This is a genomic window from Stenotrophomonas bentonitica, assembly GCF_013185915.1.
In the GTDB taxonomy this organism is placed as follows: domain Bacteria; phylum Pseudomonadota; class Gammaproteobacteria; order Xanthomonadales; family Xanthomonadaceae; genus Stenotrophomonas; species Stenotrophomonas bentonitica.
Window position 1 is genome coordinate 316,589 of the sequence record NZ_JAAZUH010000001.1, and the last position, 10,783, is coordinate 327,371.

At 64.3% G+C, this 10,783-nt stretch carries 10 protein-coding genes, 1 tRNA gene and 1 pseudogene; 5 read left to right on the top strand and 7 right to left on the bottom strand.

Features of this window, described 5'->3' with window-relative positions; all coding sequences use genetic code 11:
• Positions 1 to 40 precede the first annotated feature (40 nt).
• The 3 genes from HGB51_RS01385 to HGB51_RS20200 are packed head-to-tail and all read right to left on the bottom strand — an operon-like array spanning position 41 to position 2,693.
• Complete coding sequence (locus HGB51_RS01385) at positions 41 to 1,135, bottom strand: UvrD-helicase domain-containing protein (RefSeq protein WP_070206145.1); 1,095 nt, start codon at positions 1,133 to 1,135, stop codon at positions 41 to 43.
• Positions 1,113 to 2,504 (bottom strand): ATP-dependent nuclease, encoded by a 1,392-nt coding sequence (locus HGB51_RS01390; protein ID WP_246233389.1) that lies wholly within the window; start codon positions 2,502 to 2,504, stop codon positions 1,113 to 1,115. The genes HGB51_RS01385 and HGB51_RS01390 overlap by 23 nt, the downstream gene beginning before the upstream one ends.
• Before the next feature lie 39 nt (positions 2,505 to 2,543).
• Positions 2,544 to 2,693 (bottom strand): AAA family ATPase, encoded by a 150-nt coding sequence (locus HGB51_RS20200; protein ID WP_246233390.1) that lies wholly within the window; start codon positions 2,691 to 2,693, stop codon positions 2,544 to 2,546.
• Positions 2,694 to 2,959: 266 nt separating this feature from the next.
• On the opposite strand from HGB51_RS20200, the gene HGB51_RS01395 reads away from it, so the two are divergent.
• Both HGB51_RS01395 and HGB51_RS01400 read left to right on the top strand, forming a co-directional pair.
• On the top strand, positions 2,960 to 4,012 hold the full coding sequence (locus tag HGB51_RS01395; protein WP_070206146.1) for a DNA-binding protein: 1,053 nt from the start codon (positions 2,960 to 2,962) through the stop codon (positions 4,010 to 4,012).
• Between the two features lie 45 nt (positions 4,013 to 4,057).
• On the top strand, positions 4,058 to 4,684 hold the full coding sequence (locus HGB51_RS01400; RefSeq protein WP_084738758.1) for an SEC-C domain-containing protein: 627 nt from the start codon (positions 4,058 to 4,060) through the stop codon (positions 4,682 to 4,684).
• Between the two features lie 3 nt (positions 4,685 to 4,687).
• Here the strand turns inward: HGB51_RS01400 and HGB51_RS01405 are convergent.
• Positions 4,688 to 4,790, bottom strand: a tRNA-Ile gene (locus tag HGB51_RS01405).
• A 92-nt stretch (positions 4,791 to 4,882) separates the two neighbouring features.
• The gene (locus HGB51_RS01410) at positions 4,883 to 5,434 is read right to left on the bottom strand and encodes a 3'-5' exoribonuclease (RefSeq protein ID WP_070206147.1); all 552 of its coding nucleotides are present in this window, start codon (positions 5,432 to 5,434) and stop codon (positions 4,883 to 4,885) included.
• A 157-nt stretch (positions 5,435 to 5,591) separates the two neighbouring features.
• Here HGB51_RS01410 and HGB51_RS20480 point away from each other — a divergent pair.
• Both HGB51_RS20480 and HGB51_RS01420 read left to right on the top strand, forming a co-directional pair.
• Positions 5,592 to 5,795 (top strand): annotated as a pseudogene (locus HGB51_RS20480) (winged helix-turn-helix domain-containing protein); the annotation flags it as partial.
• Between the two features lie 378 nt (positions 5,796 to 6,173).
• The gene (locus tag HGB51_RS01420; protein WP_070206149.1) at positions 6,174 to 7,874 is read left to right on the top strand and encodes a tetratricopeptide repeat protein; all 1,701 of its coding nucleotides are present in this window, start codon (positions 6,174 to 6,176) and stop codon (positions 7,872 to 7,874) included.
• A gap of 6 nt (positions 7,875 to 7,880) precedes the next feature.
• On the opposite strand, the gene HGB51_RS01425 is transcribed toward HGB51_RS01420, so the two are convergent.
• Positions 7,881 to 8,669, bottom strand: a complete 789-nt coding sequence (locus HGB51_RS01425) for a transporter (protein ID WP_070206150.1) — start codon at positions 8,667 to 8,669, stop codon at positions 7,881 to 7,883.
• Position 8,670: 1 nt separating this feature from the next.
• Positions 8,671 to 9,738 carry a hypothetical protein gene (locus HGB51_RS01430; RefSeq protein ID WP_070206151.1) on the bottom strand — a complete coding sequence of 356 codons (1,068 nt, stop codon included), beginning with the start codon at positions 9,736 to 9,738 and terminating at the stop codon, positions 8,671 to 8,673.
• Positions 9,739 to 9,988: 250 nt separating this feature from the next.
• Between HGB51_RS01430 and HGB51_RS01435 the strand changes: the two genes are divergently transcribed.
• A complete protein-coding gene (locus HGB51_RS01435) occupies positions 9,989 to 10,771 on the top strand; it encodes a CHAD domain-containing protein (RefSeq protein ID WP_070206152.1) in 783 nt (260 codons plus the stop codon).
• The last annotated feature ends 12 nt before the right edge of the window (positions 10,772 to 10,783 follow it).

A 10,783-nucleotide genomic window follows, 5' to 3' on the forward strand; every position in this document is an offset into this window, starting at 1 on the left:
GGCGCCGGTAACCCCGAATGCCACAAGATCCAACGCTTCTCTATGCGCTTGCGCTGGGGACATAGAGCTGATGCCCCGGCAGCGTACACACGCCGGCGTACACAAATGCCACGCTTTGCCGCGCCCGGGTAAAGGCCACGTAGTATTTCGGTGGCGCAGTGATACGCGCCGCATCTGCCGTGCGCAGGTACTGCGTCAACGGCCCGTTGGGGAAGATTAGGACCCGGGAATAGGTGCGGCCCTTGCACTGCCCGAAGTTCACCGCAGGCAGTCCGTCGCAGGCTTGCCGCCGGTCATGCCGAAGCACGGTGGGGGCAAACTCCTGCATGTACGCCGCAACATCCCCTGGCGCGACGAGGTAGATGCCATCGTGCCCGGTGACCTCGCCATTGCCTGATTGAGTTCGGGGCATATGCGAATAGAGCGTGTCAGCCATATCGCACAGGGCCTGGATGCAGCGCAGACTGATGAGGCGGTGATCCAGCTGGCATAAGCCATCCGACTCCCAGTTCTGAAACAGCGCTGCCAGATTGGGGCCACGATACTGGCTGTGCCTTTGCGCATAGTTGGTGGCATACGTCGCTTGGCGAGTATCACCTACCAACGTAACGGCGATATCACTCTTCAGCAGCCGCTCGACAAGATCTAGATCGTAGCCGGCCAGGTCCTGGACCTCGTCGATGTAGAGCTCGTCGTACATGGCCGCCAAGCGCGCGATCACCTGACCTTGGGTCAGTTCGTCGCAACGCACAGCAAAGTCGGCCGCCCGGTCCGAATACATCCGGTTGCCTGCCAGGTAGTGGCGCGCCACCTGGGTGCGTGGGGCCCGGTTGTTGGTGACACCTTCTACGAACAGGATGGTCTCGATGCGAGGCTCAGGGCACAGTGCCGCCTGGTACGGGCGGATGCACTGGCGCAGCAGGAAGCCATACCAGCTGTGCAAGGTGACATGCGCGGGGACCGCGCCGGCGTGGACCTCAAACGAGCGCCGGATCTCTTCAAGGTTTTCCAGCGTGTAGGTGACAATGGCGATGCGGCGCCCAGGTCGCTCCAAGGCCTGCCGGACCAGCAGCGTGGTCTTGCCAGAGCCGGCCGCTGAGAGCAGTACCCGGTTAGGCGATGGCACGCTGGACATAGTCCGGGAACCTGATCGAGTAAGGGCTGTTGAAGATCGCCAGGGCCGTATCGGTCTTATGGCCTTTCATGTACTTGAGCAGCGCCACCTCATCGGCGAAGGTCTTGCCCAGCACGGTGTTGAGCTCGGCCAGCGAATTGGCCTTGATTAACTGTTCCTCCAGCGATGGGGCGCTTTCGTCGGAATCGTAGTAGATCGCGTTGATGTGCTCGGCATAGCGTTCCTGCACAACGGCGATATCGCCATCGTTGTCGGTGATCACCTTGGCCTGGATTTTCAGCCGATCCGCGATCTGCAAGAAGCGCTTGAATGCCAGCGACTTGACCGAAATGATGTCTACGCCGCGAGCCATCGGCGCCACGCCATGGTGGTCGCTGTAGGCGCGCTGCACGATCAGCTCGTCGGAAGGGCCTTCCACCAGGATCGCCTGCTTGGCCAGGATCAGCCGCAGCGTGTCGTGGCCAGGCAGCTTCATGAAATAGTCGTGGGTATCGCTCGGCAGCTGATCCAGCTTCATCTGGCCCTGCGCGCTGAACAGGATCACGTTGTCCACGCCCAGCTTGTTCAACACGAAGCTGCTGTGGGTGGCGATGATCACCTGCTGAGCGGTGGAGAGGGCCGCAATCTTGTCGATCAGCTGGGTCATGCTGGAATAGGACAGATGGTTCTCCGGCTCCTCGATCAGCAGCACGTGGGCCGCGCCCGCCGCGTGCATCGCCAGCTTCATCTTCACCGCGCTTTGCTCACCCTTGCCGGCCTGGGTGAACGGGAGCTCATCCAGGTAAGGTGACAAGCTGGTTTCCCACGTTGAGCGCGGCGATGTGTCCACACCCACCGTCAGCGCCCGGTGGCTGATGTCCCCGGTGTGCTCGGTCAGGTAGGCATTGATTGCCGCCACATCCGCCTCTTCGGAGAAACTCTGCCGCATGCGGCGGAAGCTCAGCGACAGCGAGACGCGCTGCGCAGGCGTCAGTGCCTGTTCGATGATGCCGGCGATATAGCGATCGGCACCGGACAAGGTCTTGATGCCGTGCGTGTCGATGATGGTCGAGTCGAACGGAATACTGCGGGCGGTGACGCCATTGTTGGCAAAGGAGTACCAGCGCACCGTGTAGTACTCCACCGGCAGGCTGACCGCACCCTGGTGCTGCTGCAGGTAGGCGTTGAACTCCTCGCGGTAGTCGTCGTTGAGCTCAACCAGCAGCCGGATACCGGCGGTGTCATGGCGCAGTGAGTTGTTGGTGCCGCGCAACGACGCCAGCGCGGCGTCGCCGCCCAGATATGCTTCGATGGAGATCCGCGGCGGCGATGCCGGCGTGCCTGCAGCAAGGGCTGCGAAGTACTCCTGCACCGTGGGCTGATGAAACAAGTAGGGCGTGAGCTCGTAGGCAAGATTTCGCGCATGCAGCTACCCGGTGACCACCGCGTGGATGGCCTCCAGCAGGGTGGACTTGCCGACCTCGTTGTCGCCCACCACCAGGTTCATGTGGGCGTTGAGGGGCAGGTCCAGATGGCGAAACGACTTGAAGTTGTCGATGACGATACGTTCGATCGGCATGCACAGTCCTTTGATGGCCAACGAGCTCGATGGCGGAGTGACCGCACTCTGGCCCCCATTCCGCTCTGAGCCATACTACCCAGCGATCGCCGTCGTGGGCGGTTTCGTACTGTTGTGACGGCTGGAAATGGCCGAAACGCTTGTCAAGCGGGATAATTCAATATTATCCCGCTTGATGTTTTGGTCGCTGGCTCGGCTTTCTTTGGTGTTGAGTAGTACGTAATTACATGGTATGTAATGCATTACGAAATAACCGGAGAGAACGCATGGCTCGGTCTGGCTTGTACAAAAGCGATGTGCAACGTGCCCGGGACAGCCTCCGGGCCGAAGGCAAGAACCCCTCGGTAGACGCTGTCCGCGTGGCGCTGGGCAACACGGGGTCCAAAACCACCATCCACCGCTACCTGAAGGAGCTGGAAGAGGAGGACGGGCAAGGCGTAGGCGCCAAGGTTGCCGTCAGCGACGCCCTGCAGGACCTGGTGGCTCGTCTGGCCGAGCGGCTGCATGCCGAGGCCGAAACCGTGGTCGCTCAAGCGCAAGAGCGGTTCCAGGCCGAGCTGCACGAGCGCACCCAAGCCTTGGAGCAGGCCCGGCAGGAGGCCGGCAATCTCAGCGCGCAGCTTCAGCGCACCGAGACGTTGCTACAGACAGAACGCCAGGCGAGTGAAGTGGCCAGGGGCGAAGTGGCCAGCCGCACCACCGAACTGGCCCAGCTGGAGGAGCGCATTGCCGGCCTCACGGCGCGGCTGGCAGAGCACGAAAGCCACGCGCGCTCCCTGGAGCAGAAGCATGAGCATGCCAGGGAAGCCCTTGAGCACTACCGCACATCGGTCAAAGACCAGCGCGAGCAGGAGCAACGCCGGCACGAGCACCAAGTGCAGGAACTACAGGTCGGCCTGCGCCAGGCCAACGAGGCGTTGACCGCCAAGAACCATGATCTTGTGCAGCTCAACCGGGAAAACGGCCAGTGGCTGGAGCGTCATACTCGACTGGAAAAGGAGGTGGCGCAGCTGCGTCAGACCATCCAGACGCAACAGGGCGAGCTCGATACGCTGCGCCTGACGGCGGCCGAACACCAGGCGCTGCAGGTACGCTGGGGCCAAGACGCTCAGAGTTTGTACACCGCTCGGCAAGACCTCGCACAAGCCAGAACCGAGCTGGCCCAGGAGCGCGAACGACGCGAGCAGGCCGAGGCGGAAACGCTGCGCGCCACCGTGCGCCTGAGCACCTTGGAGCCGCTGTTGGCCCAGCTACAGCCGGCCAGTGCCGGCGGCAAAGGCGCCAAGCGGATCTCATCGGAAGAGACGCCGGCGCCATAGCCTGCGAAGAGAACACCCGGTGCAACGATCACAAGGAGCTTTGGCATGAGCGGAATAACCACCACACCCCCGGAAATCACCCGTGCCGTGCGGCGCCTGACCGAATCCGTCGTGCGCGGCGCAGAGCCGGTCTATCTTGATGTACAGCCGGAAGCCGACGCGATCGTGCACGAGTGCTTTCCCAACGTGCAGGCCAAGGTCGCGCGCGACGGTGGCCAGATGCTGTGCGGGTGGCAGCTGTGGGAATGGCCGCACGTGCTGGTTGAGGCAGAATTCCATGCCGTGTGGGTCAGTCCCGCAGGGGAAATGGTCGACATCACGCCAAAGCCTGAAGGTGAGATACGCATTCTTTTTGTGCCGGATCCGCGAAGACGCTACGAGGGCCTGGCCATCGACAACGTCCGCATGCCATTACGCGATGACCTGCTGATCAAGCACTTCATCCAGATGTCCGAAGCGATTGTCCAGGTGATGAACCGCGGCGAGCGATCATCCCAGTATGGCGAGGTCAGCGTGCCCGCCAATGAAATCCAGCCCCTGCTGCAGGCGAGGGATTTCCTGGGCCAGTCACTCGGTGCGGGATTGCGCGAGCATGCACCGTGCCTGTGCGGCAGCGGCAGCAAGTACAAGCGCTGTCATGGCGCGCAAGTAGAAGCATTCTTCCGTCGTTGACGGTGGTGCCCCTGGTCGGAATCGAACCAACGTGTACGCGCTTATCTGGCGCGTGCTCTCACCGGGGTATAAGGCCGGCGCTCTGACCAACATGAGCAACAGGGGCGTGATCGATACATGCGATCACGCCGGTATTCGAGGGTCGAGCTGGCTCAGACGGTTCATGGGGCAAGCATACCGGGGATAGACGCCATGGCGCTATGCCCGGGCGCGACGGTAGGAGTGGGCCCACGCCGGAGCAGGGATGCGGTCGGTCGCCACCAGCCAAGCCATCCGCAAGGCCTGCGCATCCACCAAGGCATGGTGGCGCCTGGCCCTATGTTCCGGATAGGCCGCGAACCAATCTTCCACCAGCAATCCCGCAAGGCCTTCCTTGGACATGCGCGTCATCACTGGGGCCGGCCGGGGCCCGCACGCGGCAACCTGGTCATCGGGTAACTCAAACCCATCCAGGGCGTACCGCAGCAGCTGGAGATCGTTCGGGAAATCCGCCATCACAGCCGGCGCGTCGGCCTCGCTGAGGAAGGCGCGCAGCTCGGTAGTTAGGGCGGCATCAGGCAGGGCTGCGTCGCCGCGGTCTAGCAGCGGGTAGACGTTTTGACGAACGAAGTCGGTGGGAGCCTCGGGCAGGCTGGCTCGCTCAGCGTAGAAAAGGCGGTCTCCACCTTCGTTCACCAGCGCCAGACTCACCAGCTCGCTGCCCGTTACATCGGCCCACTCGGTGTCCAAGAAGTAGTACGTGGTGGCCATGATTGAATGGTGCCACAGCTTCCTGGGGAGGGCCGAGCCTGGAAGTGCGGCCGAGGGTAGAATTCAGCGATCCATCAATCGGTTAGCGAAGATCTGGCCGTGTTCGTAACGATTCCCTGCCAACCCTCTACGCGAGCTCCGCCGCAACGGCGAGCGCCTGCCTCTGCCGCTCAAGTCTCTGGAGTGTCTGGTGTATCTGGTGGCCAACCGGCAGCGTGCGGTGGGCCGCGATGAACTGGTTTCCGCCGTGTGGGGGCGGGCAGAAGTAAGCGACACCGTGATTACCCAGACCATGCGCCGCGCACGCAAGGCACTGGACGATGCCGGCGACCGGCAGACCATGATCCGTACAGTGCCCGGTTTTGGTTACCGGTGGGTCGCAGAAGTTGAAGAGCTCGATCCGGAAGCGCCCGCGGTGCGCCCAGCAGTGAAGACGAGTGAGCCGACGGCGGCGGTCGACGATGTCGTTGCGCCCGCTCCCGACCCGCATTCTGAGCCGACAGTAGCGGCCCACAAAGTAGCGGCGGTGCCGCACAAGCCGAGGCATTCAGTACGCATCTTTTTGATGCTTGCGCTGGCCGCACTCGTGATGGTGCTGGGCGTTGGCGCTTGGTGGTGGACCCGTAGCCCGGTACCCATGCCCGGCGCATCCCCGGCCGCAACTCGCACGGCAGCAACGGTGTTGCCGGTGCGCGTACCCGCGGGCGAGGCTGATGCAAGCTGGGTGCGTCTGGGCGCAATGGAATATGCAGCCGACCGCCTGCGTGGCGCGAAGCTGCAGGTCACTCCCACCGAACAAACACTACATCTGAGCGCAGGGTTGGCTGAAGGCCAGGCGCTGGACAACGCCGACCTGAAACAACTGCTGGAACGCAGCGAAGCGCGCTGGCTGATCGTGCCTACCGCGCAGCGTACCGGCGCGCAGTGGCGCGTGCAGCTGCGCGTGCTGGACAGCGCCACCGATGTCGCCGTGGATGCAGTGGGCGACACGCCCCTGCAGGCGATGGCGGTGGCGACCGACACCTGGCTGCGCCGCATCCAGCGAACCCCGGCCGACCGCGCCGCGCCCACCGAACTCCAGGAGCGCCTGCGCCGGATCGACGCCGAGCTCGACGCCGGCCAGCTCGATGCGGCGCGCGAGCAGATCCAGGGCACGCCCAAGGCGATACGTGACAGCGCCGCGCTGCAGGTGCGCGAAGGCCAGCTGGAGTATCGCGCCGGGCGCATGTCCGACGCCGCACGCCTGTTCGAACGCGCGCTCGCGCAACAACCAGCGGCTGCGGCAGGCGTGCGCGCTAAAGGCCTGATGGGACTGGGCAGCGTGGCACTGCGCGAAGGCCAGCCGGACCAGGCCGAGGCCCGCTACAGCCAGGCGTTGGCCGTACTGGCCGAAGCCGGCGGCAACGCGGATACCAGCCTGTTGGGCAACGCCTACAACGGGCGAGGCGTGGCCCAGGTGCAGCAGGGCAATCTGGAAGCAGCAGTGGCTGACCTCGGCCAGGCGCGGGCGGCAATGCGGCGCACCGGCGATGTGGTGTCCGCCGCCATGGTCGGCGCCAACCTCGGGCGCATGGAAGGCATGCGCAACCATTGGCCGCAGGCGCTGCAGGAGTTCGACAGCGCCATCGAAGTGTTCGAACGTTTCCAGGTCAACGACTACCTCGCCGCCACGCTGGCCGCCAAGGCAATGGCCCAGCTGGAAGCGGTGCAGCCGGCGCAGGCGCGCACCACGCTGGCGCGTACCGATGCACTGCGCGCTGGCCTGGAAGACCCGCAGCTGATCGGGGTCATCCTGCACGCCCGCGCCAACGTTGCGCTGGCCAACGGCGAGTTGGGCAAGGCGGCGGACGCCGTGGATGCGCTGGCCGCCAACGCAGAGCAGGGTTCGCTGGTGGCGCGCCTGCGCATGGCGTTGGCCGTGGCACGGGGCGATCTGGCGACAGCGCATCAGTTGGCGCGTAGCGGAGGCACAAGCCTGAAGCGCCTGGACTCTACGGTGACGATCGTGGCGGTGCAAGCGGCGGCAAACGAAACGGACGCTGCGCGCTGGCTTCGGCCCGAAACAGAGGCGCCTGCCACGAATTCTGATCCAGGCGATGCGTTTGCACGCGCCGTCCTGCAGCACCGGTTCGGTGAACCTGCCGTAGCGATGCGCGAAGCGCAGACTGCGTTGGCGGTGGCCAACCGCGATGGCAGCCCGAACGATCGCGTGCGTGCCAACCTGCTGCGCGCCCGCGTATTGATGGACGCCCGCCAGCTCGACCAGGCCACTGCCGTGCTGGGCGAACTGGATGCCTATGCCGCTGCCGACTACCGCGTGGCCTGGCTCGCCTACACGTTGTACACCCAGCGCGGCGATACCAGCCTCGCGAGACTGGCGCGGGAGCAGCTCAGCGCGTTGGCCGGTGAGCGCAAGCTGGACGTGACGCCGCTGCTGTAGCTCGCTTCATTCCGGGAAGAGCAGGGTGACGGTGGCGCGCACGCCCCAGTCCGGGCCGCCGCGTGGCGTATCCAGATAGGCGCGCACGCCGCCCTGGTAGCTGATCATCTGCGAGCCGATCTTGGAGACCTTGCTGTAGAACAGGTTGAGCGGCACCGTCCACTCCTTGGCCTCCCAGTCGTAGGTCGACTCGATGTTCGCGCCGATCGTGCGCCCCTGTCCCAGGCCACGGGTGACGAACGGCTGCAGGAACGTGGAATTGATGTCCACGCGATGCCTGCCGCCGCCGACATCGACGATATGGTTGGCCAGCGCACCGTAGCTCCAGACGCCTTCCTGCTTCAGCAGCACGATGGTGGGCCCCAATCCCCACGTATCGGCGCCCAGATCATCGGTGCCGGTGGGCAACAGCATCGCCGGACCGATGCCCCAGACCAGGCCACCGTCGGCGGGCTTTTTCGGCGAGAAGAAGAAGCTCTGGGTGATGTCGCCGATGCCAGCCTGGTCGGTGCCGGGAATGATGTCTTTCTGGTAGACCACCGGCAGGATCGTCCGCGAGATCACGTTCCAGTGTTCGGAGATTGAGAATGGCGCCACCGGCTGGATGTTCAACTGGTGCCGATACCCGTCATCGCCCCAGGTCTCGTCGTAGTTGTATTGCATCGGCACGCTGATCAGCGCAGCCACCGGGTTGGAGAGCTGTTTGGCCAGTTCATCGGCATCGTGCTGCTGGGCTGCAGCGCTGGCCGATATCCCGCACAGGGCCAGACCCAAGGGAAGCGTCCACGTCTTCATGTCAGTTCGCACCTATCGTAAGAACGGGCGCCGGCGCCGAGGTGCCCGTTTCAGCAAGCGAGAAGAACACCATCATGAACGCGAAGGCGCGCTTGGAATTCATGTCGGTGTCGTCCACCCAGTACCAGGTGTTGCGGTAGCGCACGGCCGCGTAGGCATCCTCCGGCGCCTTTTCTCCACTGTGGATGGTGGCCAGCCGGCGCGGTGCATCGCCCTGGCCGGGCGGGTAGCCGGCAAACGCGCGTCCTTGAGCGATGTGCTCTGGTGGCACGTCCACGCAATTGGAGAAATCCAGCAGGATTTCCAGCATGGAGCGGGTGAGCAGGGCGATTTCGGTGTCGTTGCGCGCAGTGGCCCCGTACACCAGGTTGAACTCGGGCGACTTGCGGATGCCCAGCAGCTCGCGCACCCGCGCCACTTCCTGGTCCAGCTGCGGCTCGGCCTGGCCGCGGAAGAAGAGCAGGGTGGCGTCGCCATTCTCGCGACGCTCGATCCGCATGCCAAGGCCTTCGGCGCGTTGCACGTGGCGCAGCCGGTCTGTCAGCTCGGTGAAGTCAGCATCGGCTTGACGCGCGTTCACGCCTGACGAGCGGTTGTAGTGGCCGTTGATGGCACGCGTGGTGGCGCCCAGGATGAAGTCTGCCGGGTAGCCTGCCTGGATCATCTGGAAAACAGACGCAGGTGCGATGGGTCGCAGCAGGCTCTGCGCGAACTTGTCGCCGGTCAGTGGCGCATAGGAAATGGTGGGCTTGGTGGTGAACCGGCCGTAGCCGCCGAGGGTGGGCGTGGCACTGTCGTGCGGCGGGAAGGTCACCGAGCCGTCGACCTGACCCTCGGCCGCATAGGAGGCCACGATGGACGAGACATCCAGGAACACCGGCGCGTCGGCGTAGCGCAGGCGCACGATATTGAGCAGGGTCTGTTCCTTCCAGGATTCGCCGATGGCGTAGGAATAGCCTTGGCGATCGCGCGGGATGCTTTGCGGGCCCATGGTTGAGCAGCCAGTGGTCACGGCCAGCCAGGCAAATGCTGCCACCTTGATACCTCGGCGGAGGCTGGCGGTGCTCATGGTGCAAGGATCGCCAGCCAGACAATGCGTCGACGCGGTTGGGCCATGAGCGATTCGCCAGGTGGAGGAGCGACGCTCAGTTCAGCACGCAGGGTGGGCGGTGGCCTCTGTATTGTTACTGGCCTGGGGCCAGTAGTTGTCCGGTCGAACCGGGCGCACTTCCGTGTCACGATGGGTATTATCGTGACGCATCACATCCGGGTCGGGCAGGCTGGTTACAATCCGGGCATCGTCCCGCCAAAGGTCGTCCATGCCAGCTGATGTCCCCGGGATGATTGCCAGAGGCCTTCTCGTAAAGGACGGCCAAGCCATTCTGGACGCGCTTCCGGCATCGACCGATCAGAACGACGCCATCCATGCCGCACGCAAGGCGGTCCGGCGCATGCGGGCGTTGCTGGCGCTGCTGGTTGCCGATGACCTGGACCTGGACCGCGAAGATTTCGCGCTGCGACGGCTCGGCAAAGGGTTGTCGGACATGCGCGACGCCCATGTGGTGGTCGAGACCGCCACGCGGCTCCAGACTCTGCATCCTGATCCCGGCTGGCAGCCCATAATCGAGGCGCTGGAGCTGCGACGTACGCGCATTCTGCAGCGTTCGCTGGGCGTAGACCCTGGATTTTTGAAGAGACGGATGGTGGTTGAGCGGGTTCTGGAGCGGATCGAGGCCCAGCCATGGGGAACCTTGCGAAAACGGACGATTCGGGCGGCGTTGGCCGCCAGCGAACGTCGCGCAAAGAAAGCTGCCGAGCGAGCTGCGCACGACGACGATCCGGAAACCGTGCACCGGTGGCGCCGGAAGGTTCGGCGTTTGCGAATGCAGCTGGATGCGGCGCAGGAGCTGGGTGCGATCCACGGGCATGGACATGCAGAGGTGGCACGCAAAGGAAAGGTGATGCACAAGGTCAGCGACCGGCTGGGCTGGGCCCAGGACTTGAGGCTGCTGCGGAACCTCGTGCGGGGACTGCCGGCAAGTGAGGGGAAGCAGGCCGTGATGGGGTTGATCGAGCGGGAGATGTTGGTGGCTGGGGGTTGAGGGAGATCCCTG

Bases quoted from the DNA above. Each gene is read 5' to 3' on its own strand.
- HGB51_RS01430 (WP_070206151.1), bottom strand. From the start codon at position 9,738: ATGAGCACCGCCAGCCTCCGCCGAGGTATCAAGGTGGCAGCATTTGCC.
- HGB51_RS01420 (WP_070206149.1), top strand. From the start codon at position 6,174: ATGGAATATGCAGCCGACCGCCTGCGTGGCGCGAAGCTGCAGGTCACT.
- HGB51_RS01385 (WP_070206145.1), bottom strand. From the start codon at position 1,135: ATGTCCAGCGTGCCATCGCCTAACCGGGTACTGCTCTCAGCGGCCGGC.
- HGB51_RS01395 (WP_070206146.1), top strand. From the start codon at position 2,960: ATGGCTCGGTCTGGCTTGTACAAAAGCGATGTGCAACGTGCCCGGGAC.
- HGB51_RS01435 (WP_070206152.1), top strand. From the start codon at position 9,989: ATGCCAGCTGATGTCCCCGGGATGATTGCCAGAGGCCTTCTCGTAAAG.
- HGB51_RS20200 (WP_246233390.1), bottom strand. From the start codon at position 2,693: ATGCCGATCGAACGTATCGTCATCGACAACTTCAAGTCGTTTCGCCAT.
- HGB51_RS01400 (WP_084738758.1), top strand. From the start codon at position 4,058: ATGAGCGGAATAACCACCACACCCCCGGAAATCACCCGTGCCGTGCGG.
- HGB51_RS01425 (WP_070206150.1), bottom strand. From the start codon at position 8,669: ATGAAGACGTGGACGCTTCCCTTGGGTCTGGCCCTGTGCGGGATATCG.
- HGB51_RS01410 (WP_070206147.1), bottom strand. From the start codon at position 5,434: ATGGCCACCACGTACTACTTCTTGGACACCGAGTGGGCCGATGTAACG.